The organism is Enterobacter sp. kpr-6, assembly GCF_900116015.1.
GTDB lineage: Bacteria > Pseudomonadota > Gammaproteobacteria > Enterobacterales > Enterobacteriaceae > Enterobacter_D.
In genome coordinates this window covers 609,578-634,112 of sequence record NZ_FOYH01000002.1, presented here as the reverse complement: position 1 = coordinate 634,112, position 24,535 = coordinate 609,578, and the positions used below count along the sequence as shown (strand labels likewise).

Here is a 24,535-nt window from a genome sequence, read left to right as displayed (position 1 = left end):
ATACTAAATATCAACTACCTGTAATGACTTTAAATAATTTCTGACATCATCTAAAAACCAATAATTTCTATTATTAAGGTTGATTGGTCTAACTAGCCCTGATGGGAGTCGATCATTACATAGCCACATTCTGATCGTCTGAGGTTTACGCTTGAGCAAGTTAGCTAATTCAGTCGTGGATACCAGCGAGATATTATCCATTTCTGATAAATGCAATACTTTGGATTGATTCATGCTGCCACCTCTGTAATAGAGTTGTTGGCAAATGAATTTAATGGGAGAGTAAGGAGACAAAAACAAGAAAGGAAGAGGGAACCAAAAGCACTGGCAGGTTCGGGATCACTTCCATCGTTAGAACCAGAAGATGAAGAGTTTTTAGCTGATTTGCTGCTACGCCGTGACTTAATTGCCGAGCCAGTACGTGGCACACAATTAGATATCATATTCTGAAGTGTAAGGCTGAGTGACTTAACCCTTAGGTGTTTCTGATGAATAGCCTGATTCATTGCATGAAGAGCAACTTTCTTGTAATGATTTTTAAACCATTCATCAAGAGGCTGTGCATTAGCTGATGGGGCATGGTATTGGATTTCAAAACTTACATCATTCGACCCTAGCATGTTCGCCAGAATTTCTTGATCATCGTTAATGGTGCTGGAACTAGTATTAAGATCAAACATCCTGATACATCTCCTTTATGGTTAAGATTATGAGTCGATTTTTATCTAAGTTTATAAGTTTGTCAATATACAAGTATCATCATTAACCTATTGATAAAAAAGAAAATCAACGCATATCAACGCTTTTTTCTTCGCTGATTTTTACTTGTTCCAGTATCCAAATCTCGATTTTTTCATGCCACTTACGTAACAAATCTAATGGGCGGCGGCGATAGTGTTTCTCAGCAAGGGCACTAGGTTTATGGCCCATAATCTGCGCAACAACGCCTGTCGGTACTTCGACCCATTCTGAAAGCGTACCGAAGCTTCGGCGTAGGCCGTGTAAGCTTATATGAGGAAGTTTTGCTCGCAGCAAAGCTTGGTTATGAGCCTTTCTGGGTTCAACTATTTTTCCGCTTTTACTGTTACTATTAAAAACCCATTGGCTGTTATCAGACTTCGCTTTTCTTGTATTGGCCAGTTTTGACAAAAGGGCTGATACATATGGCGTCAGCGGAATAGTACGTTCGCCTTCAACCTTATCCTTGATGCGCATACTGGACCATTTGAAATCAATATCCTCCCAGCATAGTGAAGCAATTTCCTCTCGGCGTGCTCCCGTCAGCAAGAGCACCTGAAGGTAGGTTGATATCATGGGGTTGCTTAACCGTTTTACTTCGGTAAACCAGTTTTTAAGCTGCTCTTTTTGCAAACAGTCATCAGCTTTACTGGCTGATACGGGTACCATTTTTCTGACGTTTCTATCTTGTGTTAAGTCTGTCGGTATTACGCCGTGAAACTGTTTATGGTCTTCAACCCACTTAAGGAATGTTCGCAGTATCCGATAGGCGTTAGCGGTAACAGTAGGGCGAGTTTGTCTTTCTCGGGTTAACCAATCAGTTACAAGCATTGGGGTGATTTCGCTGAGTGGCAAATCAAGAAAGTATGCCAGCGGTGCTGCCATCGTTTGACCGTTACCTACTTTTTTGGCATTGCCGCCTCGAGCTGAAAGCCTTATGTGATCGGCAAGGTATCGCTGAGAATAGGGGCGTTTGGTCTTTGCACTTATGCCCGTTTTTAACTCTTCAAGATATTCCTCCCAAGCAACAGAAAAGATCACTTTTCCCCTGTGATATTCAGCTTGCTGAGATTGCAGCGCAGCGATTTTCTCGGCTTTTGCAATTCTGGGGTCTGTTCCAGTATCTACCAAGGTTTGCAATCGTCTGGCTTCGCTTCGGGCATCATCAATCTTCCAGTCATTGATATTGCCGATGGTCATGCGCAGCGTTTTGCCCAGAAATACACTTTGGAAAATATATGCTTTCGTTCCTTTAGTTGCGCGGCAAGCCAGTGCTGGCACTTCCGTATCCCAAAGAAAGACTTGGGATTTACCTTCAGTGAGTTCAAATTTACGGAGGCGTTCGAAGGTGAGTTTTTGTCTTGAAATAGCCATTGGGCGCTCCTTAACGGGTTTCTGACATTAGAATCTAATGTAACGGCATATGTAAGTAAACTCAGTCCATAGAGATCCATTCCCATCAATTTGCATCAACATGAGGAATCCTATATTGTAATGTTTTATAAGTAAAAAGTGATTTTTTTAATTGGTTTTCAGGGGGTAAAAAAAGAAGACCCACGCACTTCTAAGCCGTAGGTCACAGGTTCGAGCCCTGTAGGGCGTACCATCAAGATTTAGCGACTTAAGCCTCCTTCGCTTCCTCATCATTTCCCTTGTGGGACATATTTGGTACATCAACTCCAAAAATCGAGTCAATTTGCTTCGCATGCCCGAAAGTGTCTGGATTATCCGTGGCGACTCACAATCAGGTTGAGCTAATTATAATAAATAGTTTGATCTAACCTAAATAAGGTGGAGTGCGACTCTAATAATTATTCGTGGAGGGGGTTTTTCAAGTTTATTTCTGATGTTGCGGTAATATTTCAACTGAAATCTCCCTGGATCTAACGATGCTCCTTTGTGCAAATCAAAGACCCCTCTTCATAAGTGCCATCCATTATTCAGATCATAAAAGGAGCGATATGGCTCCTATAACATCACAAAAGTCATGTTTCATATTGAAATTTAATATGAAATGATGTAGAAAGCACCGCTAAAGATAATGTTAAGTGGTACTTACGACTCGAATCCTTAGCGCCACTAATCCAACCGGTATAGCCATGCACAGAAATAATTGCTTTGATATCATAAGATTAGTAGCGGCGCTCATGGTCTTGTATTCTCATCATTTCGCTCTGTCAGGATTTAACGAGCCAGTTATCGCCGGGTTTGAGAGTCCGGGTGGCATCGCTGTTATACTGTTTTTTGCCATATCTGGTTTTTTAATTAGTCAATCAGGTTTGCGCTCTGGCGATTTTGCGAGCTTTATGGCTAAAAGATGCCGAAGGATTTTCCCTGCACTGATACCTTGCTCCATATTTGTTTTTGTCATTATCGGAAGTGCTTTTCATAGTAACGATTTAACTTCATATCTTTCTGGAGATGTACTCTATAAAATTTTGCAAACTGTAACTTTACAGAATGCAAATTCCAGAGATTTAACCGATGGCTTCATATATCCATCAGGAATGCTCGGAAGTTTATGGTCGTTACCTGTTGAGTTTGCCTGTTATCTTGTCATTGGCTTAGTCGTAAGTGTTACAAATAGCCCGAGACTTTATCCAGCAATTTTTGCATCGTTTTTAGTTGCGGCATGTTATGTAATCAAAACAGGGTATTCGGATTTCTTCTTTAATGTGCCTGTTGATCTGTTTGTTACCAGAGGTATGTGTTTCTTCTTAGGGGCAAGTATGTCAATGTCCATAAAACACTGGAATAAAACAAGCATAAAAATATTTTCCGTTGTAATGGTGTCGATATATTTGGCAACAGCAACAAGTGGTGTTGATCATAAAATTTCTGGATATATATTATTTACCATCATAGCCATTTTTATTGGCGTAACATTCAACGATGCGCTAATTAAGGGCAGATTTGATTATTCATATGGTATTTATATTTATGCATTCCCTGTCCAGCAGCTATGCATTAATACTCTTAATGTAGGTTTCTACACAAGCATGATTCTAAGTACCGTAATCACTATTACGCTTGCATCATTGTCCTGGCATTTTGTGGAAAAAAGATTTTTATTTAGAAGTAAACGCGTCACAGAAAAAGCCACTGATAGCGTCCTTTCTAATTGATTATTCCTGTAATAAAAAGCCCTTTACCGGGCTTTTTTTTTCGCGTAGATAAATAATCTAAGATTCAAACCAATAAATTTAGCCAGTAAGATTTATCTACTCGCCAGCGCGTTCCCCCACGCCAGCGAGCAGATGCCTTCACAACCCTAAACCCTTTCCGTACCCTCTTTTTTCGCTTCCAGCCGTTCCACTTCGCGGTACCAGCGCGGATGATGTTTCTGCGCCCAGCGGCGGCTGACTTTGCCGACGATCATCCCTTTAATCGATCCCTTCACCCAGAACGCCATATACATATGGATCAGGATCGCGTGGATCAAAATAATCGCCGTCGTCGCGTGAATAAGCAGGCTGTAGCGCACCACTTTCATTGGGAAGAAATCGGCAAAATAAGGACGCCAGATGATTACCCCGGTCACCAGCAGCACGAAAATCATGCTCATGATGGTCCAGAACATCATCTTCTGCCCGGCGTTATATTTGCCGACTTTCGCCACCTTATGCTCGTTACCCTTGAGCACCTCCACAATCCCTTTCACCCACGGAATATCATGGCGATCGGGAATGTTGTGATGCACAAAACGGACAAACATAAACATCAGGGCGATGAATATCATCACCCCGAAGAAGGGGTGCAGAATGCGCCCCATTTGCGGCGTGCCGAAGGTTTCCGTCAGCCATTGCAGCGTCGGGAAAAACAGCGCGATGCCAGAGAGCGACACGAGGAAAAAGCAAATCACCACCGTCCAGTGACAGGCCCGGTCAATGAATTTGGTTCTGACAATCATCCTGCTTTGCTTAATCATGATGTTCCTCCTCGTCTTCATCGACCTCTTCGTTGGGGCCGATCCCCACATAGTGGAAAATCAGCCCGGCGAAGGTGGCGATAAAACCTGCCGCCGACAGCGGTTTGAGCAGCCCTTTCCACAGATTGATGGGGGTATCGATCTGCGGATCTTTTGCCAGGTTGTGGTAAAGCTCCGGCTGGTCGGCATGATGCAGCACGTACATCACGTGCGTGCCGCCCACGCCCTGCGGGTTGTAGACGCCCGCGTGAGCGTAACCGCGCGCGTTAAGTTTCGCCACGCGCGCCTCACCCACATCGAGCATCTCCTTTTTGGTGCCAAAATGAATCGCTCCCGTCGGGCAGGTTTTCACGCAGGCCGGCTCCTGGCCCACGCTCACCCGGTCAACGCACAGCGTGCATTTATAGACGCGGTTATCCTCTTTATTCAGGCGCGGAATGTTGAACGGGCACCCGGCGATGCAGTACCCGCAACCAATACAGTGTTCCGACTGAAAATCGACGATGCCATTGGCGTACTGAATAATTGCCCCGGCCGACGGGCACGCCTTCAGGCAGCCCGGATCGGTACAGTGCATACAGCCGTCTTTGCGGATCAGCCACTCCAGCTTGCCGTTCTGCGTCGTCTCGCTAAAACGCATCAGCGTCCAGGATTTGGCGCTCAAATCGGCGGGGTTGTCATACACCCCCACGCAGTGACCGACCTCATCGCGGATGTCATTCCACTCAGAGCAGGCGACCTGGCAGGCTTTGCAGCCGATACAGCTCGACACGTCGATCAGCTTGGCGACCTCTTCCTTATAGTCGCGCGCCTGTGGCGGCGGCGTCATGCCGTTGGTCGCCGACCGGCGGATAATATCCTGAGATTGCATGGACATAATTTCGCTCCTTACGCCTTCTCAATGTTGACCAGAAACGCCTTGTACTCCGGCGTTTGCGAGTTGGCGTCACCGACCGACGGCGTCAGGGTGTTGGCGAGATAGCCCTTGCGCGCCGTTCCCTCAAAGCCCCAGTGCAGCGGGATACCGATGGTTTCCACCTCCTGACCGCCCGCGTTCAGCGTGCGCACGCGCGGCGTCACCACCGCAACGGCGCGAATAAACCCGCGCTGGCTGCTGACTTTGACGCGATCGCCGTTGGCAATGCCTTTGGCTTTCGCAAGCCCTTCGCTTATCTCCACAAACTGCTCCGGCTGCACAATGGCGTTAAGCCGCGAGTGCTTGGTCCAGGTATGGAAATGCTCGGTCAGACGATAGGTCGTCCCCACATACGGGAATTTATCGCGCTTGCCCAGACGTTTCGCGTCACCGGCATACAGGCGCGCTGCCGGGTTCGAGACCACATTCGGGTGCAGCGGGTTGGTACCCAGCGGCGTCTCGAACGGCTCGTAGTGTTCCGGGAACGGACCTTCAGCCATTTTGTCGATGGCAAACAGACGACCCAGGCCTTCCGGCTGCATGATGAACGGCCCGACGCCGCTGCCCGGTGCGGCAGTGTTGTAGTCCGGGATATCGTTGCCGACCCATTTCGCCCCGTTCCATTTGATCAACATACGCTTCGGATCCCAGGGTTTACCCTGCGGATCGGCCGACGCGCGGTTGTAAATGATGCGGCGGTTCATCGGCCATGCCCATGCCCAGCCCAGCGTATTGCCCAGTCCCGACGGATCGCTGTTATCGCGATTCGCCATCTGGTTGCCTTTCGCTGTCCAGCTTCCGGCGTAGATCCAGCAGGCCGACGACGTGGTGCCGTCGTCACGCAGCAGCGCAAAGGAATCCAGCAACTGGCCTTTTTTCGCCAGCAGATTACCGGTCGCATCATAGAGATCGTCCAGCGCGTAGCCGTTGTTCTCGCGGGCGATCTCCTCTGATTCCGGGCGATCCGGCTGATCGTAGTGCCAGCCCATTTTCAGCAGCGGCTCGGCCCCTTTGCCCCCTTCACGGCGGTACATCTCTCGCAGGCGGTGGTAAAGGCCCGCGAGGATCTCGCCGTCGTTCAGCGCTTCGCCCGGCGCATCCGCGCCTTTCCAGTGCCATTGCAGCCAGCGCCCGGAGTTGGCAATCGAGCCGTCTTCTTCCGCAAAACAGGTGGACGGCAGACGGAACACTTCGGTGGCAATGCTCGCCGGATCGACGTCGTTCATCTCGCCGTGGTTCTGCCAGAAGTTTGAGGTTTCCGTCACCAGCGGATCGATAATCACCAGATATTTCAGCTTGCTGAGGCTGGCGACGACCTTGTTTTTATCCGGGAACGAGGCCACCGGGTTAAAGCCCTGGCAGATATAGCCGCTGACTTTATGGCGATCCATCATGTCGAAGTACTTCAGCACGTCGTACGACTGATCCCACTTCGGCAGCCAGTCGAAGCCCCAGTTGTTCTCACGCGTGGCATCGTCGCCATAAAAGGCTTTCATCAGGCTGACGAAAAACTTCGGATTGTTGCCCCAGTAGTTCACCTGGCCCGGCAGCGTGGCTTTTGGCGTGTTGGCCGCCAGATAGCTGTCGAGGCTGGTGTGCTTCTCCGACGGCAGGGTCAGATAGCCCGGCAGACTGGTGGAGAGCAGGCCCAGATCGGTCAGCCCCTGAATGTTGGAGTGCCCGCGCAGCGCATTCACGCCGCCGCCCGCCATGCCCATATTGCCGAGCAGCAGTTGGATCATCGCCATGGTACGAATGTTCTGCGCGCCCACGGAGTGCTGCGTCCAGCCGAGTGCATACAGGAACGTGGTGGTCTGGTCAGCCGCACTGGTCGAGGCCAGCACTTCGCACACCTTCAGGAAATCCGCCTGCGGCGTACCGCAGATATGTTCCACCACCTCCGGCGTATAGCGGGAAACGTGCGTTTTCAGCAGGTTCCACACGCAGCGCGGGTGGGTGAGGGTGTCGTCGCGTTTCGCAAAACCGTTTTCATCGAACTGATAGTTCCAGCTCGTTTTGTCGTACTGGCGTTTGGCGTCGTCGTAACCGCTAAACAGGCCGTCATCAAAGCTGTAATCATCGCGCACCAGCAGGCTGGCGTTGGTGTAGCTTTTGACGTATTCGGCGTTAATTTTGTTGTTGGAAATCAGGTAGAGAATGACGCCCGACAGGAAAGTAATGTCGGTACCGGAGCGGATCGGCGCATAAATATCCGCCACCGACGCGGTGCGGGTAAAGCGCGGATCGACCACGATCAGCGTGGCATCGTTATTGTTTTTGGCTTCCATCGCCCAGCGGAAACCGACCGGGTGGGCTTCAGCGGCGTTACCGCCCATCACCATCACCACGTTGGCGTTTTTGATATCAACCCAGTGGTTGGTCATCGCACCGCGACCAAATGTTGGAGCAAGACTTGCTACCGTTGGTCCGTGTCAGACGCGTGCCTGGTTATCAACTGCCAGCATGCCCAGCGAGCGGGCAAATTTTTGGGTTAACATCCCGGTTTCGTTGCTGGCCGCCGACGCGCACAGCATCCCGGTGGAGAGCCAGCGGTTGACCGTCACATCCTGCGCGTTCTTCTCAACGAAGTTCGCATCGCGGTCATCCTTCATCAGGCGGGCGATGCGCGCAAAGGCGTCATCCCAGCTCAGGCGCTGCCATTTATCAGATCCCGGCGCGCGGTATTCCGGGTAACGCAGGCGATTATCGCTGTGAATATAATCCAGCAGGCCCGCGCCTTTCGGGCACAGCGCGCCGCGACTGACCGGATGATCCGGATCCCCTTCGATATGGAAAATGCTTGATTTGGCGTTCTTCGCGCCGTCACCCATGCTGTACATCAACAATCCACAGCCTACGGAACAGTAAGTGCAGGTATTGCGGGTTTCTTTGGCGCGTAAGAGCTTATAGTTGCGCGTTTCCGCAAGAGCGAGCGTAGGCGCAAAGCCCAGCATTGCCGCCGTTGTACCTGCCATTCCGCCGGCGCAGATTTTAAAAAACTTCCTGCGACTGACGTCCATCGTAACCTCATTGTTATGACGTATTTTCGGCGGCGAAAATAACAGGACAGGCAGGAGGGATATTGCGTGAAATCAATTCGCTAAGGATTGCGCCGCCACTCACCTCTTCAGGAGTAGACGCAGCTATCTGCGTGTAATCCTTTGGTGAGTAAGGCGGCTATCAGGCCCACCCAGATAGGATTAACGCAGAGCGTGATGGGGCATCCACTGCGGTGCAGTGGTATCTGAACAGCCGCCCGTGCTGGCGTTAACGCGGTTACGTCCGGCGTGTTTGGCTTCATACAGGGCGCGGTCTGCCGCCTGGATAAGCTCAATATGCGCCGCATGAGCATGCTGGCAGTGGGTGGCGACGCCAATGCTCACGCTCACCACCCTGGCGGGGGCGTTGACGTGGGGCAGGGCGAGGGACTGCACGCGACCACGCAGCGTTTCGGCAATGCGTAACGCTTCGTCGGCACAGGTTTCCGGCAACAGGGCGCAAAACTCTTCCCCGCCGTAGCGGAACAGCAAATCATTGGGGCGCTGCAAGGCGTTACGCATTTCGGACGCCACGGTTTGCAGACATTCATCCCCCTGATGATGCCCGTAACAGTCGTTGTAGCGCTTGAAGAAATCGACGTCGATCAGCAGCATCGACAGCGGTTTTTTGTTGCGCTTGCTGGCCCGCCACTCCTTCTCAATGCACAGATCGAAATAGCGGCGGTTGCCGACGCCCGTTAGCCCGTCCGACAGCGATTGTGCCAGCAGTTCATGGGCCTGATCGCGCAGCAGCGATTCCCGGTGTACGGCGGTGCTGACATCGACGATCTGAATCAGACAATAACGCTCTTCGCTGCCCAGCGGCACAATGGTCACCGCCTGGCTGATGCGCTCCACCGGCTGCGTCGGTTCGACAAACAGCGGGAACGGCGAGCGGTGCAATGACTGCGACAGCAATGCCGGTAAGTTATGAAAGATAGCCTGATGGATCGCCACGCCTACCCGGTGATGGCGCAGCTCAGGGAACAGGACAAAAAAATCCTCTCCCGTCGCTTCGCTGGCCTCGATGCCGGTATGCAGCGCAAGCCAGTTATTCCACAGGGTGACGCGATAGTGGGAGTCCACCACGATCACCCCGAGGCTTAGTGCGGAAAATGCGTCCAGTAACAGGTTGTCTTTCATGGCATGGATAATCCGACAGGCGCAATGCCCGCTTCTAACCGGCTGATATAAATACGGATTTGTTCACGCAGATCGCGCAGGGCCGACATATCCAGAATAAAGGCCAGATAGCCTTCGATCTGCTGGCGCTCCAGCGAAAAGTCGATGCGTAACATCAACAGAATCGGATCGTCTTCTTCATCGGCAGGATTAAGAATGTGCTGGCTGCTGCCGACGCGAAACACCGGCAGTGAACCTATCAGATCTTTTTCAAACATATTGGCCAGCGTGCCGACGCAGGCGTTCAGCACGATGTTACCGATCTCGCACATCGCTTCCCGCTCCATCGCGCCCAGTTCATGAGCGGGGATCATATCGCCCACCATCATGCGCACGATTTCGAAACTGGCGGTTTCCGGGAACATGAGGATAGCTTCGGTGGCATACGCGCCCTGGTAATGCTGGCTGATCCCGCACAGCGACAGATCCGCACCCAGTTCGTCTGCGGCATCCGATCGCGTCGTAAAATGCAGCGAAGGCACCGACATGCGCACTTCTTCATTCACGATGTTGCTCATCGCAGCGGCGGCATGACCGACGCCGATGTTGAAGATTTCCATCAGGCAGTCAGCTTCGATTTCGCTGATGTTCGGCAGCTCACTCATGGGGTCTGCTCCAGTTTGTTCAGCATGGCGTGGATCTGCGCTTCGATAATCGGCTTGGAGAGAAAGCCGATGCCCAGTTGCTCCGCTGCCGCCTGCACCGAGTTCTGCACGTTCGCGGTGAGCAGCACGATATGGGTATCGGGATGGCTTTTGCGCAGGACCGCGGCGGCTTCTAAACCGCCCATGCCGGGCATATTGACGTCCAGCAAGATCAGATACGGCGGATTAACAGCAGCCATTTCAATGGCCTGCTCGCCGGTCGCGGCCTCGGCAATCTGCCAGTCGCTATGCAGGCTGAGTACATACTGACGGGAAATCATGCGTGATAAGCGGCTATCGTCAACGATAAGGATTTGCCTGGACATAGTGTAGTTTCTCTGTGAGTCATTCAACGGGAATGAAAAACGGCTGACGCCGTGACACTGGCAGCGATCGTGTATTGTTGGCCACCTTAGATACGGTTTCGGCCTGGAGTGGGTTTGCTTTAGGGGGCAGGGGGAAATATTTACGAAAAGTCAGGCGGCGGGGACCCTCACCCCAGCCCTCTCCCTCAGGGAGAGGGGGCAGATCGTGCACAACGCGGGGTGAGGGTGTGGTTTTCTCCCTCTCCCTGAGGGAGAGGGCCGGGGTGAGGGTGTGAGGGGAAAACTCACTCCGGAATAATCTGCTCTTTCTTAAGCCGGTCAAACAGCCCGGTGAACGAATCCAGGGTGCTGCGATAGCCGATAAACCCGGCTTTGCGGCTTTTACTCATGTCCGTAAAGGCCTCCATCGGGCGGCCCAGATCGGCATCGGTGTGCCACCATGACACCAGTTTGCTGATGTCCGCCTCGCACAGTTGATGGGCTGCCGCGATAGTCTGCCAGGCGGCAGCGGCTTCCTGCATCCGGCCTTCCAGCGGCATCATCGCCTCAGGATACGGCGCGGCTTCAATGCCAAAGTACGCGGCAAGGCGCGGCCACAGCCAGTTCCAGCGGAACACATCGCCGTTAACGGCATTGAAATCCTGATTTGCCGCCGTTGGGCTAAGGGCAGCCCAGGCCAGTTGCTCGGCCAGCAGCCCGGCGTCGGTCACGTCCGAGACGCCATTCCACTGCTCAGGCGATCCGGGGAAGATAAACGGCCATCCTTTTTCCCGGCACAGGGTGGCGTACACCGCCAGCGTCTGGCCCATATTCATCGCATTACCGAGCGCAAAACCGACGATGGTATGCGGGCGATGTACGCTCCAGCGATAGCCATATTTCTCCGCACCGGCAAAAATTTCATCTTCCTGCGCGTAGTAGAAGTTATCGACCGGCTGGCGGCCCTGCTCTTCGCGGAACGGCGTGACCGGCACCGCTCCTTTCCCGTAGGCTTCAAACGGGCCGAGGTAGTGCTTAAGCCCGGTCACCAGCGCCACGTGCGCGCCATGCAGACGATTGCCGAGCGCCTCAATCACGTTTTTCACCATCCCGCCGTTAACGCGGATGTTCTCTTTTTCATTTTCCTGACGCGCCCAGACGCTGAAAAACACCGCGTCGGGTTTGACCGATTTTAGCGCCTCGTTGACCGCAGCCGCGTCGGTGAGATCCGCCGTCAGGCTGTTGCAGCCCGCCAGCACTTCGCCGCGCCCGCGCGACAGGCCAGTGACCTCCCAGCCTTCTTCCAGTAATTTCTCAGCCAGCGCCCGTCCAATCACGCCGCTAATACCGACAATCAACGCTTTTTTCCGCATGTTTATTTCCTCATGATGAGCCTGAAATATAGACTAATAGAGAATTGAGGGCTTATCTCTGGCATTAATTCACATCATTCTTAACCTGAGGTCATTAATCCGTGCACGATCACCGTCTTAAAGACATTCTGCCTTTCGTTACCAGCGTGGAAAAAGGCAGCTTCACCGCGGCGGCGGAACAACTGCACGTCACCGGGTCGGCGATCAGTAAAAGCGTCAGTCGGCTGGAGACGCGTTTAGGTTCACGTTTGCTGGAGCGCACCACGCGTCGGCTGGTGCTGACCGATGCCGGGCAGGCGTATTACCAGACCTGCATACGCATTCTGGAAGAACTGGCGGAAGCGGAGTCCGTGCTGGCGGCGCATCGCACGATCCCGTCCGGCAGGCTGCGGCTGGCGGTGCCGAATACCTACGGGCGACTGGGCGTGATGCCGCTGCTGATCCCTTTCTGCCAGCAGCATCCTGAAATTGAACTGAACATGACGTTTTCCGATCGCTTTCTCGATCTCTTTGACGAAGGCATTGATGTCGCCGTGCGCATTGGCGGCGCGCCGGATCTGCCCGCCTCGCTCGGCTGCCGGCCGCTTGGCCGCGAGAAAATGGTGTTCTGCGCCTCACCCGATTACCTCGCCCGCGAAGGCTGCCCGCAAAGCATTGAGGAACTGCTCAGACACCGGGCGATCCTGTATGAGCGGGTGGATGGCAGCACTAAACCCTGGCTGTTTGATGCCGGAGACGGGCATCTTGACTGGCGAACCGTGCCGCACCGCATGGCGTTAGATGACGTGGCCGCGCAGGTGAAAGCCGTCTGCGCCGGGCTTGGCGTGGCGCAAATGCCCACCTGGCTTATCCATGAACCGCTGCAACGCGGCGAACTTCGCGTGATTTTGCCGCAGTTGCAGCCGGACGGCCTGGCGCTGTCGCTCGTCTGGCCGCGCCGCAAGCAGCTGTTACCCAAAGTAGACGCGCTGCTTGCGGTCCTCAGCCAGCTGGTTATTGCCCGGCCGGTGGGTTAATCGTCCGGGTGCGCTTTGCCTTCTTCAATAAACTCATCGTCCAGTTCATCGACGTTACCCTGATGATCTTTACCGGAGAGCAGATTCCAGCAGGCGATAAACAGCGCGGCAATCAGCGGGCCAATCACAAAGCCGTTGATGCCATACACTTCCAGCCCGCCGAGGGTGGTGATAAGGATCAGGTAATCCGGCATTTTGGTGTCTTTGCCGACCAGAATCGGGCGCAGGATGTTGTCCACCAGGCCCACCACCACCACGAAGTAGCCGACGATGAAAAAGCACTGCCAGAGCTGGCTGGTGGCGAAGAGAAAAATCGCCGCCGGTACCCAGACAATGGCCGCACCTACCGCCGGAATTAGCGAGAGGAACGCCATTAGCGCGCCCCAGAGTACGCTGCCATCGATGCCGACAATGTAAAAACCGATGCCGCCGAGGATGCCCTGCAAGACGGCGATCACCACGGTGCCTTTAACGGTCGCCCGCGAGACGGCAGCGAATTTGGCAAACAGATGGTGCTTCACATAGCGCGAGAGGGGGAGGGAATCCAGCGCCTGGGTGACGATAAACGGCCCGTCTTTGAGCAGGAAGAAAAGCAGATACAACATCACCGCAAAGCTGACGCTAAAGCTGAAAGTGCCCCGACCGATGATAAACGCGCTACCCGCCAGATATTGCCCGCCTTTTAGTGCCACACTTGAGAGCGCCTGCTGGATTTGGGTGGCATTATTCAGATCGTGATCCGCGAGAAAACTCCGCGCCCAGGTGGGTAAATGCGCCAGTAAATCAGCGACTACCACCGGGAACTGGGTGTTGTTCTCCTGCAATTTGCGGTACACCACGTTGGCTTCGAAGGCCAGCGACGAGAGAATAATCGCCAGTGGCGTGAAGACAATAAGACAGATAATCAGCACGGTGAGCAGCGAGGCAACCCCGTTGCGGCCCGCCATTTTGTCGCGCAGTTTGTTCTTAAGGGGCTGGAAAATTACGGCCAGAATCGCCGCCCAGAGGATTGCCGAAAAGTAAGGTGCCAGAATATCGAAAAAGGCCAGGGTGACCACAAACAGGATCAGGATAAAAAATCCCTTCGTTAATCCCTTAAATCTCATAAGTACTTCTCCCATTTTTAAACCGCTTCTCGAAATATAGAAGTTGCTGACCAGAATACAACTGCGCCTGGCTACGCTTATAAGAGGGTTAATCACCGGAGAAAAGCGATGTCTGACCATTCCCGTCATGCTGAACAAGCCGAAACGCTGCATCTGAATGCCCGTGCCTGGGTGCCTAATAATCCGCGTCTGCCGGTGCTGATCTACCGTCAGGTGTTAACGCCGGGCGAGGATGCGGTGGCGCTGGCGCAACGCCTGTTTACCGATAACGGCTGGCCCGCGCAGTGGGTGGATGGCGTGTTTGACTATCACCACTACCACGCCACCGCGCATGAAGTGCTGGCGTTTACCCAGGGCGAGGCGCAGCTGATGCTGGGCGGACCGGAGGGGGAGTTAGTGACCGTACGCGGCGGCGATGTGGTGTTGCTGCCCGCCGGAACCGGGCACTGTAATAAAGGCAGCAGCGCCGATTTTACCGTAGTCGGCGCGTATCCGCCGGGCCAGCAGGCGGATATGTGTCGCGCGGCGGCATCTGAGGAGCAGCTTGCGCAGATTGAGACGGTGCCGTTCCCGGACAGCGACCCGGTGTTTGGGGCTGAGGGGCCAATGGTGCGGGAGTGGGGGAGGGGGAGATAATGCACACCCTCACTCCGCTCTCACCCTCACCCCAGCCCTCTCCCTGAGGGAGAGGGGGCAAATCGAGCGCGGGCTGCTTTTCCCCCTCTCCCCAGGGGAGAGGGCCGGGGTGAGGGGGATTTCCCTGCTGTTATTCTCCCCTCAAAATAATTCTCTTATTATTTATTGAAATTGCAAATATATATCCCCGGTCTTCGGTCAATGTAAAATCATGTAATGATCAAGGGTATTAGTCTGTAAAATCTTAAAACCCGGCTGATAATTCAGAAATGAGCTATAAGAACTCATAGACATAAAAATAATGATAGCAAGAGGCATCTATGCAACTCATCTACTTCAAAGTCGAATGCGTTTTTCCTGAACTGCTCCCTTCTTCTCCGGTCGCGCTTAAAGAGGTGACGCTCACGCGCGATGGGGAAATTATCTCTACTTTTTCCGATCTGAAAATAAAGAAATTACCCTTTTATATTTTCCATCTGGTGCCCATTGGTTTTCGTAAAATTGAGCATCAGGTGCGTGGTGATATGGGTAAACATCTGCGCTTTTCATCGGGTTACTTGCAAAGCGGGGAATATATCGTGGAAACCCCGGACGGGGAAAAGACCCTGCGCTATGACGCGCTGACCGCGCTCTGGCAGCCGGAGACCGAAGGTGATGCCTACCTGACGACCAATGATTTTGTGGCCAAAGATTATTCTCTGGTGAAGCCGGTGAAATTAATCTATCGCAACCGGCGGGATATCATTTGCTGAATGGGGTTAACCCTGTATTATATATGGGTATTACCACTTTTATTATTCGTGAATATCAGCGTAGCGCGTGGCGAAAATAACAGGCTTGTGCTACGCCGTTATTTATTCTGACGGTCTGTAACATCCTGCGCGGTTTAAAATAATGTCCTTAAGATAAACCTTGCTTTCGTGATTCAGTCGTGCGTTAATGAATGCGTCGGTTTGATACGCAGACACTCTTCGAGTAATCATCTAAAGCAGTCCTCATTTCTCAGTGTATCCCTTGATACCTCATCTTTGAGCCTCCACTTTTTACACGCTGATTAATCTCTGTAATTCAGACCATTTATGCCGAAAGGCTCCCTGATAAGGTAAAAAAAATATGTCTACAAAAATGACGGGATCAGTGAAATGGTTCTACCCGGAAAAAAGCGCTGTGAGCAGCATTGTGCAGGACAACCCGGTTTCCATGCACTTCACTTGCCCACGCTGTCACGGTTCGCAGTACCGTACCTCGCACTTTGATGTCACCGAGAGCAATCCGTTTGGCGCAAAATGCATTTTCTGCAAATCGGTTATGGTCGCCAGAATGCACGGCTACACTGGCGTTGCCAGTACCGATAAAAGTTCAGTGGGATTGCGCTAATCCCACGCTGCCTGCGCTCAGTCGAGATGCAGGCTATTTGCCGCCAGCGCCGTTGAATAATGGGGCATCGTCGGGCGGAAAAAATCCTCATGCAACGCCACCTGATTACGGCCCCGTTTTTTCGCCGTATACAGGGCGGTGTCTGCCGCGCTGTAAAGCGTTTCAAAATCGCTGTTTTTTGCCCCAAGACTGACGCCAAAGCTGGCAGTCACGAGCTGATCCGCCAGGCAATCCAGCGGTGAAGCGTTGAGTGACGCGTGAATATACCCGGCGATAATCATCGCCTCTTCAATGCGCGCACGCGGCAGTAAAATAGTGAACTCTTCCCCGCCCACACGCCCAATAGAGGCATGTTCCGGCAGCGCTTTGCGCACCCGCGAAACCAGCGCGCAAATCACCCGATCGCCCATCGGATGACCATATTCATCGTTAATTCTTTTGAAGTGATCGATATCCAGCAGGATCAGCGCGACGTTGCCATCCAGCAGGGATTTGTCGATCTGATTGATGATCGCGCTGCGGTTATACACTGCCGTCAGCGGATCGTGGGTGGCTTCATACTCCAGCCGTGCCGCCAGCTTTTGTAGCTCATCGTTGATGCGCGTCAGCTCCCGCTCGGCGCGGTCGCTGCGGGAGATCAGGCGGTAAGATTCGCGGATCAGCCGCTGATAATGTCTGGCGACCGTCCACAGCTTTTCACGGCACTCGTCGGCTGGCAGGCTTGCATTGGCAGCGGTGATCCGGGCATCTTCCAGGACCGCATACTCTTCCTGGAATAGCTCGTTGATATCTAGCATGCGTTCAGTTCCGCTTTTAAAAATACGCTCAGCGACGGGAAATCCTGGCTCACTTCCTGGCCGAACTCCTCTGAAATGTCATCTTCCGGATCGTAATACCAGTAAAGCTCGCAGGCTTTTCCCTGCCTGGCGAACCCGTTCAGCGACTCGAAAAACTCAAACAGCAGTTTGGTGCTGGAACTGTTGAAATAGCTCAGCGCGACGTGAAGTTGCACCGGGGCGGAACCGGCAGGTTTCTCGTTCAGCCACTCCTCCACCGCCTGCAACAGAGGGCGGAAAAAGGCGGCGGCGTTTTCAGGGTAAGCCTCGCCTTTCAGCACCAGACGATGCGCCGCAAAATCAAAATTCACTTCCGGTGTGGCAGGCGTGGCGGCGAGCACGATAGCAGGTGTCAGTGTCATATCAGTCATGGGCGAACGTGGCCTTAAGGTGGAAAGCGGACAGCGAACTGGCCGCCAGTGGATGAATGCGATACTCCAGCGGTTCGCTGGTTTCTCGCGCCATGGTCAGTAAGCCGATATTTGCACCTTTGCTGGTGGCCGGCGCTTCGCTGCGCAGCCCCTGTTTCCAGGCCTGTTTGATTTCCGCCTGGCTCATGGTGCGTAACACGTCGAGATTATTTTGCAGCAGAGACGATTCCTCATGGCCGACCAGATTGGCAGTTTCAAGGTAGTAATTGCCGGGGGCGGTATGAAAGCACAGCGAGCCAAAACGCAGCTCCTCTTTTCCCGTGCCGAGATAGCGCTCATCGCAGGAGTAGCGCACGATGTTCTGGCCCATCTCGATAAACACCGAAAATAACCGGCGGCGTAACGCCAGCGATGATTCGTTTTTATCCAGCCACGCGCGCACGACATCGCCCATCGTTACGATGTGCTGTTGCGAAAAATAGCCGGTGTAAAACAGTTCGACGGCGCTCTGCCGCTGAAGGGTAATCAAAGGCAGCAGGACGGCCTCTTTGACCTGAAGGTCGCTCATTTTCATGTGCTGTTTCATCCGCGAAATCCAAACCAGGTAATGTCATCACGCGACGGCTCTTTGCCCTGCCATTCACGCAGCGACGATTCCAGCGCGCGCGAAAGCTCTGCCACCGGCAGATGACGGTGTTGCAGGAGCAGGGACTGAATGCGTTTTTTGCCAAACATAATGCCGCGCTCGCCGCCAATCTGATCGGTGACGCCATCGGTAACGATCATCACTTCATCGCCGCGCTTAAGCGGGCGTTCATGGCGATGCCAGCGGAAATCTGACGGCGTATCGGTATAGCCGAGGCCTTTCCGGTCGCCTTCCAGCACTTCTACCGCGTCGGCGTCCGCGCCAAGCCGGAAGGCGTGCATCTGCGCATTCGCCCAGATCATGCGTTCATTTTTTTCATCGACATACAGCGCAATCGCATCGCAGCCGTCGTTGGACTGGCCGAGATCCGCCGTCGGATGAAGCTGGCTTAACGTCTGTTTGATATAGCGATTGATAATACTGAGCAGGTGCTCCGGCTCGCAGGCCTGGGACTGCGTCAGCGCTTTTTCCAGCGCGGAAGCAAAAATAAAGGTCATAAACGCGCCGGGAACGCCGTGCCCGGTGCAGTCGGCGATCACCACCAGCCAGCCGTTTTCATCACGCTGGAAGGCATAAATATCCCCGCCTACGCAGTCGCGGGGCTGCCAGAACAGGCACCAGTCATTAAGGTTTTCCTCAATGCTCTGACGCGAACGGTTAAGCATGGATTCCTGGATCACGCGCGCATACTCAATGCTTTGCATAATTTGCAGATGCTGTTTGGCCTGTAAATCGGAGACGGTTTTGATCAGATCAATGCCCAGTCCCATGCCGATATACTGCCCCTCTGCGGTCAGGATAAAGCCTTCCGTCACCGCTTTATCGCCCGTTTCCACCACCTGGCCTGCGAGATATTCCAGCCCGGAACTGGCCTCGATAATCAGCGGCGTCTTATCCATAAACGCGATGCAGCTTTTTTGATCGTAGAGTTCGTGAAAGAAAGGGCGGCTCATCTGCGAGAGAAAAATATGCCGGTTGATCATGCCAATCGGGCGCTGGTTTTCCAGCACCGGCAGGCCGATTAACGCTTTGTGTTCATTAAAAAGCGACATCACATGCAGGTTGGTCGAGTCAGGCGTCACATGCGGCACATCGATGCGCAGCATACCCGCGTTGAGCTGTCGGGAAGAAAGAGGTATATCCATAAAGCTGGCGCGCTTCGCTGAAGGTAAGATTTATCCTAATACTAAAAGCGGATTATGACGCTTTTATTTCAATGGCTTGCCGCAAAGCACTACGACATTTTATCGAGACTAAAAGCAAACTGTAGCGATAAACGCATCGCCTGAAGTGGAGAAAATCAGGCAAAAAAAAGCCCGCACGGGGCGGGCAAGATAATACTGGAAGCAATGTGAGCAATGTCGTACTGAATACCTGAGTGTTTTGCTCAACTATTCAGTAATGAGAAAGATAATCTTTATCACCTTAACGATCAACCCCTTCTTTTTTGTGGCTGCTTTGCCCGCGGATGAATTCTCCTTGATCGCATAAGCATAATGCGTATAGTTCTCATTCTCTTTAGTGTTATCTCGCTATTCGCCCTGAACGGTAAAGGATTTTCCACATGACTATGAAAACGTCTGCACTGGCCCTGCTGGTCGCCGTCGCACTGAGCGGTTGCAGCGCTCAAACTACAACGAAAGCGCAAACCGCTGCCGCACCTGAAGCAAAAAGCGCGCAAACGCAGGACAACAGCGTGGTGAAACGTGAACTGGCAGAAGGCATTTACGAGCTGGCGTTAAGCCCGAAAGGGGACGCGCTGTACGTGGCGAGTGCCGAAGGGTTCAAAGATGTGCAGGGCGGAATGATTTACAAGCTGGATGCTAAAACACTGAAAACGATTGGTGCGACCCATACCGATCTGAAAAACTTCGGCGTGGATATCTCCGCCGACGGCCAGACGCTGTACGCCACCAACTCGCTGGATGCGGGGATCAGTTCGGTGAATACCGCTGATGGCAAAGTGATCGCCCGTGCGCTGTTCCCGGAGCGTAACCCGGAAGGCTTCCCGTATGGCGCGCGCCAGGTACTGCTGCACAACGGTTTGTTATACATCGGCGCGGTTGCCGATCCGGCGCTGATTTGGGTGGTTGATGCGAAAACCATGAAACTCAAAACCCGCATCAAAAACACCGGCAAATGGATGACCGGCCTGCATTATTCTGAGCAGACTCAGCGCATCTATGCCGCGAACGGCGGCGGTGAAATCCTGGTGATCAACCCGCGTAACAACAAAATCGAAAAACGCTGGAAGCCGCTCGGCGAGAAAGAAGCGTTGCTGCTGAATATCGCCGAAGACAGCGCCACCGGGCGTCTGTTCGTCACCGACAACTCCAAAGCGAAAACCACGCTGGTGCTCGATATTCATAGCGGCAAGGTAATTAAACAGCTCGATGTGGGCGATTCCCTGTCGGTGAAATTCAACGCCAAACGCAACGAGATCTACATCTCCCAGCGCGAGTCCGGCAAATTGCTGAGCCTCGATGCCACCAGCTATGCGGTGAAAAAATCCTGGGATCTGCCGCCAAATCCGAACAGCCTGCTGCTGTCGGCTGACGGCCAGACCCTGTATGTCACTGTTAAACAAGCGTTTAACAAAGACCATTCCACTAACGGTCCGGACAGCGTTGTCCGTATCGCACTGGATAAATAATGACACGGGCCCGGCAACGGGCCTTTTCTTTTCTCACTTCCCATAAAGATGATCATGAACAGTTCTACACCGTGGCGTAAGACTCTGCTTGCGCTGGCCATCGGTACCGTCGCACACAGCGCATCCGCCGAAAGCCAGACTCAACAAACTTCGGAAGACACCATCGTGGTTCAGGCGACGGACAGCGGGTTTACCCCCGGTGGCGACGCGCTGGTACCGGCGTATCTCGACGGCCAGGTGGCCCACGGCGGGCGTCTTGGCATGCTCGGCGAACAAAAGGCGATGGACGTGCCGTTTAACGTCATCGGCTACACCGCGAAATCGGTGCAGGATCAGCAGGCGAAAACCCTCGCCGACGTGGTCAGCAACGACGCGGGCGTGCAGGCTGTCCAGGGCTTCGGCAACTTCGCTGAAACCTATCGCATTCGCGGCTTTAAGCTCGACGGCGACGACATGACGATGGGCGGTCTGCCGGGCATCGTGCCGCGTCAGGTGGTGGACACGCAGATGCTGGAGCGTGTTGAAGTCTTTAAAGGGGCGAACGGTCTGCTCAACGGCGCGGCGGGCAGCGGCGTCGGCGGCATGATCAACCTTGAACCAAAACACGCCGAAGACACTCCGTTAACCCGCGTCGGCGTGGATTATTCCAGCCAGTCGCAGATTGGCGGATCGCTGGATCTGGGCCGTCGTTTTGGCGATGACAACCAGTTTGGCACGCGCGTGAACCTGCTGCACCGCGAAGGCGACGCGGCGGTGGACGACGATCATCGTCGCACTACGGTGGCGTCGGTCGGACTGGATTATCGTGGCGAACGCGTGCGCACCTCGCTCGATGTCGGCTACCAGAAGAAAACCTTCCACGGCGGCAACATGGGCATCAAAATCAGCAAAGTGGATTTCATTCCCGATCTGCCGGATGCCAGCCACAACTACAGCCAGCAGTGGGGCTACAGCGATATCGAAAACGAATTCGGTATGGCGCGCGCGGAAGTCGATATCACCGACGCGTGGACGGCGTACACCGCTTTTGGCGCGCAGCACAGCCATGAAGTCGGGCTGTACACCACAGCGGACATGATCAACAAAGACGGTGACGCCTGGATGGGACGCCTCGATACCAACCGCATTATTGATGCCTTCAGCGGCATGGCGGGCGTGCGCGGCAATTTCGACACCGGCGTGGTTTCGCACAAGGTGAACGTCGGTTACTCCGCCGTCACCAAAAAAGACAAAACCGCCTGGCGATCCACGGCGGAAGCCAACCGGCCACTGTCCAACATTTATGACACTCCCACTCTCGATCGCCCGGATTACAACACCGTCGGCGGTAACTATTTCGATCCGCTGACCACCGCCCGCAACCGCACGCAGGGCTGGCTGTTGAGCGACACGCTCGGCGTGCTCGACGATTCCGTGCTGTTCACCGTCGCCGCCCGTCACCAGAAAGTGGTGGTGCGTAACTACAGCAACGCCACGGGTGCGGAAACCGTCACCGCCCGCTACACCGAAAGCCGCTGGATGCCGACCTACGGCATCGTTTACAAGCCCTGGGAGTCGGTATCGCTGTACGCGAACCATACCGAAGCCCTGCAGCCGGGCAGCAACGCGCCGAAAGATGCGGCGAACGCCTTTGAATCTGTCGGCATCATGCACTCGAAGCAAAACGAAGTGGGCGTGAAGGTGGATTACGGTCGCGTCGGAGGTACCCTGGCCCTGTTTGAAATCAAAAAGCCGTCGGCGTTTATGGATGCCACCACCAAACGTTACGGTCTGGACGGCGAACAGCGTAACCGCGGCGTGGAGCTGAACGTGTTTGGCGAGCCAGTGCTCGGCCTGCGTCTGAACGGCAGCACCACCTGGCTTGATCCGGAGATGACTAAAACGAAAGACGGCATCAACGACGGCAATGACGCCATCGGCGTGTCGAAATTCTACATGGCGCTGGGCGCGGAATATGACATCAAACCGGTGGATGGCCTGACGGCGACCGCGCGGGTGAATCATACCGGTTCCCAGTACGCCAACGCCGCCAACACCAAAAAGCTCGACAGCTATACCACGCTGGATCTGGGGATGCGCTACCGTATGCGTCTGAACCAGGCACAAAACGAGATGGTCTGGCGCGTCGGCGTGGATAACGTTACCGACGAGAAATACTGGTCCGGCGTGGAAGATCTCGGCACCTATGTGTTTGTCGGTGAGCCGCGCACCCTGAAAGTCTCGATGAGTTACGATTTCTAATCCTGACGCCCTCCGTTTCAGGAGCGGGAACGCTTCTGAAACGGGGAATGACTTGCCTCGTAACTTCGCTAAATGTTAAAAGGTGCCCCTTCAAATTAAAACGAGACAGGGGAAGGGCGTGAAAAACGCGTCAACCGCATCGGGTACGTCAACCACAGATGCTTCGTCGGGTACAGAACCCGCATTACAGCGCGGGCTAAAAAACCGTCATATTCAATTAATTGCCCTCGGTGGCGCTATCGGCACCGGGCTGTTTCTCGGCATTGGGCCAGCGATCCAGATGGCCGGGCCTGCGGTGCTGCTCGGTTACGCGCTTGCCGGGATCATTGCCTTTCTGATCATGCGCCAGCTTGGTGAAATGGTCGTCGAGGAGCCGGTTTCCGGTTCGTTCTCCCACTTCGCCTACAAATACTGGGGTCCGTTTGCGGGCTTTCTCTCGGGCTGGAACTACTGGGTGATGTTCGTGCTGGTCGGCATGGCGGAACTCACCGCCGCGGGCATTTACATGCAGTACTGGCTGCCGGACGTCCCGACCTGGGTGTGGGCGGCTACCTTCTTTATCCTCATCAACGCGGTCAATCTGGTGAACGTGCGCCTGTATGGTGAGATGGAATTCTGGTTTGCGCTGATCAAAGTGCTGGCGATCATTGCGATGATCGGCTTCGGCCTGTGGCTGCTGTTCTCCGGAACGGGCGGTGAACGCGCCAGCATCGACAACCTGTGGCGCTACGACGGCTTTCTTGCCACCGGCTGGCACGGGCTGATTTTATCGCTGGCGGTGATCATGTTCTCCTTCGGCGGTCTTGAACTGATTGGCATCACGGCGGCGGAAGCCAGCTCGCCGGAAACCACCATTCCAAAGGCGGTGAATCAGGTGGTTTACCGTATCCTGCTGTTTTATATCGGTTCGCTGGTGGTATTGCTGGCGCTCTATCCGTGGGTGGATATCAAAGCCAACAGCAGCCCGTTCGTGATGATTTTTCATGAAATGGACAGCAACATCGTCGCCTCGGCGCTGAATTTCATCATTCTGGTGGCCTCGCTGTCGGTGTTTAACAGCGGCGTCTATTCCAACAGCCGGATGCTGTTTGGCCTCTCGGTGCAGGGCAACGCCCCGGCGTTTTTAACCCGCGTCAACAAACGCGGCGTGCCGGTCAATTCGCTGTTTCTGTCGGCGGGGATCACTTCGCTGGTGATTCTGGTGAACTATTTACTGCCGCAAAAAGCCTTCGGCCTGCTGATGGCGCTGGTCGTCGCCACGCTGCTGCTGAACTGGATCATGATTTGCCTCGCGCACCTGAAATTCCGCGCCGCCATGCGCCGTAAAGGGCGTGAAACGCAGTTTAAAGCGCTGCTTTATCCGGCGGGCAACTACCTGTGCATCGCGTTTTTGCTGATGATCCTGATCCTGATGTGCACGATGGACGAAATGCGCACCTCGGCCATTTTGCTGCCGGTATGGATTGCCGTGCTCTTTGGTGCCTTTAAGCTGCTGCGCCGCGCACGATAGCCATAAAAAAGGGGGCATT

Annotated in this window: 22 protein-coding genes; 8 read left to right on the top strand and 14 right to left on the bottom strand. The window is 53.9% G+C overall.

Features of this window, described 5'->3' with window-relative positions; translation table 11 throughout:
• Positions 1-230 precede the first annotated feature (230 nt).
• Together BM373_RS21425 and BM373_RS07710 are read right to left on the bottom strand one after the other, a co-directional pair.
• Positions 231-680 (bottom strand): hypothetical protein, encoded by a 450-nt coding sequence (locus BM373_RS21425; RefSeq protein ID WP_143102635.1) that lies wholly within the window; start codon positions 678-680, stop codon positions 231-233.
• Positions 681-786: 106 nt separating this feature from the next.
• Complete coding sequence (locus BM373_RS07710) at positions 787-2,112, bottom strand: tyrosine-type recombinase/integrase (protein WP_090460842.1); 1,326 nt, start codon at positions 2,110-2,112, stop codon at positions 787-789.
• Between the two features lie 725 nt (positions 2,113-2,837).
• Here BM373_RS07710 and BM373_RS07705 point away from each other — a divergent pair.
• Entirely contained in the window at positions 2,838-3,863 is a 1,026-nt protein-coding gene (locus BM373_RS07705; RefSeq protein ID WP_090460841.1) for an acyltransferase family protein, read from the top strand.
• A gap of 146 nt (positions 3,864-4,009) precedes the next feature.
• Here the strand turns inward: BM373_RS07705 and fdnI are convergent, their stop codons facing one another.
• From fdnI to BM373_RS07665, 7 genes are all read right to left on the bottom strand, one after another.
• Positions 4,010-4,663: a formate dehydrogenase-N subunit gamma gene (gene fdnI / locus BM373_RS07700; RefSeq protein WP_090461087.1), complete on the bottom strand. Its 654-nt coding sequence runs from the start codon at positions 4,661-4,663 to the stop codon at positions 4,010-4,012.
• Positions 4,659-5,543 carry a formate dehydrogenase subunit beta gene (gene fdxH, locus BM373_RS07695; RefSeq protein ID WP_090460840.1) on the bottom strand — a complete coding sequence of 295 codons (885 nt, stop codon included), beginning with the start codon at positions 5,541-5,543 and terminating at the stop codon, positions 4,659-4,661. Before fdxH ends, fdnI begins: the two co-directional genes overlap by 5 nt.
• Before the next feature lie 11 nt (positions 5,544-5,554).
• Positions 5,555-8,602, bottom strand: a complete 3,048-nt coding sequence (gene fdnG, locus BM373_RS07690; protein WP_143102634.1) for a formate dehydrogenase-N subunit alpha — start codon at positions 8,600-8,602, stop codon at positions 5,555-5,557.
• A 180-nt stretch (positions 8,603-8,782) separates the two neighbouring features.
• Positions 8,783-9,763 carry a GGDEF domain-containing protein gene (locus tag BM373_RS07680; RefSeq protein ID WP_090460837.1) on the bottom strand — a complete coding sequence of 327 codons (981 nt, stop codon included), beginning with the start codon at positions 9,761-9,763 and terminating at the stop codon, positions 8,783-8,785.
• Positions 9,760-10,407, bottom strand: a complete 648-nt coding sequence (locus BM373_RS07675; protein ID WP_090460836.1) for a chemotaxis protein CheC — start codon at positions 10,405-10,407, stop codon at positions 9,760-9,762. The genes BM373_RS07680 and BM373_RS07675 overlap by 4 nt, the downstream gene beginning before the upstream one ends.
• Positions 10,404-10,772, bottom strand: a complete 369-nt coding sequence (locus tag BM373_RS07670; RefSeq protein WP_090460835.1) for a response regulator — start codon at positions 10,770-10,772, stop codon at positions 10,404-10,406. Before BM373_RS07670 ends, BM373_RS07675 begins: the two co-directional genes overlap by 4 nt.
• A gap of 284 nt (positions 10,773-11,056) precedes the next feature.
• Complete coding sequence (locus BM373_RS07665) at positions 11,057-12,124, bottom strand: SDR family oxidoreductase (protein ID WP_090460834.1); 1,068 nt, start codon at positions 12,122-12,124, stop codon at positions 11,057-11,059.
• A 101-nt stretch (positions 12,125-12,225) separates the two neighbouring features.
• On the opposite strand from BM373_RS07665, the gene BM373_RS07660 reads away from it, so the two are divergent.
• Positions 12,226-13,140 (top strand): LysR family transcriptional regulator, encoded by a 915-nt coding sequence (locus BM373_RS07660; protein ID WP_090460833.1) that lies wholly within the window; start codon positions 12,226-12,228, stop codon positions 13,138-13,140.
• Here BM373_RS07660 and BM373_RS07655 read toward each other — a convergent pair.
• The gene (locus tag BM373_RS07655; protein WP_090460832.1) at positions 13,137-14,246 is read right to left on the bottom strand and encodes an AI-2E family transporter; all 1,110 of its coding nucleotides are present in this window, start codon (positions 14,244-14,246) and stop codon (positions 13,137-13,139) included. The genes BM373_RS07660 and BM373_RS07655 overlap by 4 nt on opposite strands.
• 108 nt (positions 14,247-14,354) lie before the next feature.
• Between BM373_RS07655 and BM373_RS07650 the strand changes: the two genes are divergently transcribed.
• The 3 genes from BM373_RS07650 (at position 14,355) to BM373_RS07640 (ending at position 16,259) form a co-directional block, all read left to right on the top strand.
• The gene (locus BM373_RS07650; protein ID WP_090460831.1) at positions 14,355-14,882 is read left to right on the top strand and encodes a cupin; all 528 of its coding nucleotides are present in this window, start codon (positions 14,355-14,357) and stop codon (positions 14,880-14,882) included.
• Between the two features lie 320 nt (positions 14,883-15,202).
• Positions 15,203-15,634 carry a hypothetical protein gene (locus BM373_RS07645; protein ID WP_090460830.1) on the top strand — a complete coding sequence of 144 codons (432 nt, stop codon included), beginning with the start codon at positions 15,203-15,205 and terminating at the stop codon, positions 15,632-15,634.
• A 361-nt stretch (positions 15,635-15,995) separates the two neighbouring features.
• Positions 15,996-16,259 (top strand): cold shock small protein YmcF, encoded by a 264-nt coding sequence (locus tag BM373_RS07640; protein ID WP_090460829.1) that lies wholly within the window; start codon positions 15,996-15,998, stop codon positions 16,257-16,259.
• 17 nt (positions 16,260-16,276) lie between these two features.
• Here BM373_RS07640 and BM373_RS07635 read toward each other — a convergent pair whose 3' ends face one another.
• Genes BM373_RS07635 through BM373_RS07620 form a run of 4 tightly spaced genes read right to left on the bottom strand, consistent with a single transcriptional unit; the run spans position 16,277 to position 19,257 of the window.
• Positions 16,277-17,056: a GGDEF domain-containing protein gene (locus BM373_RS07635; RefSeq protein WP_090460828.1), complete on the bottom strand. Its 780-nt coding sequence runs from the start codon at positions 17,054-17,056 to the stop codon at positions 16,277-16,279.
• Complete coding sequence (locus BM373_RS07630) at positions 17,050-17,466, bottom strand: DUF1987 domain-containing protein (RefSeq protein WP_090460827.1); 417 nt, start codon at positions 17,464-17,466, stop codon at positions 17,050-17,052. The genes BM373_RS07635 and BM373_RS07630 overlap by 7 nt, the downstream gene beginning before the upstream one ends.
• A complete protein-coding gene (locus BM373_RS07625; RefSeq protein ID WP_256214593.1) occupies positions 17,459-18,040 on the bottom strand; it encodes a SiaB family protein kinase in 582 nt (193 codons plus the stop codon). Before BM373_RS07625 ends, BM373_RS07630 begins: the two co-directional genes overlap by 8 nt.
• Before the next feature lie 8 nt (positions 18,041-18,048).
• Entirely contained in the window at positions 18,049-19,257 is a 1,209-nt protein-coding gene (locus BM373_RS07620) for a SpoIIE family protein phosphatase (RefSeq protein WP_090460825.1), read from the bottom strand.
• A 419-nt stretch (positions 19,258-19,676) separates the two neighbouring features.
• On the opposite strand from BM373_RS07620, the gene BM373_RS07615 reads away from it, so the two are divergent.
• The 3 genes from BM373_RS07615 to pheP all read left to right on the top strand — a co-directional run bounded on the left by BM373_RS07615 (position 19,677) and on the right by pheP (position 24,516).
• Positions 19,677-20,765, top strand: coding sequence for a YncE family protein (locus BM373_RS07615; protein WP_090460824.1), 1,089 nt, complete (start codon positions 19,677-19,679; stop codon positions 20,763-20,765).
• 48 nt (positions 20,766-20,813) lie between these two features.
• Positions 20,814-23,006 (top strand): TonB-dependent receptor, encoded by a 2,193-nt coding sequence (locus BM373_RS07610; RefSeq protein WP_090460823.1) that lies wholly within the window; start codon positions 20,814-20,816, stop codon positions 23,004-23,006.
• A 118-nt stretch (positions 23,007-23,124) separates the two neighbouring features.
• Positions 23,125-24,516: a phenylalanine transporter gene (gene pheP / locus BM373_RS07605; protein WP_090460822.1), complete on the top strand. Its 1,392-nt coding sequence runs from the start codon at positions 23,125-23,127 to the stop codon at positions 24,514-24,516.
• Positions 24,517-24,535 lie beyond the last annotated feature (19 nt).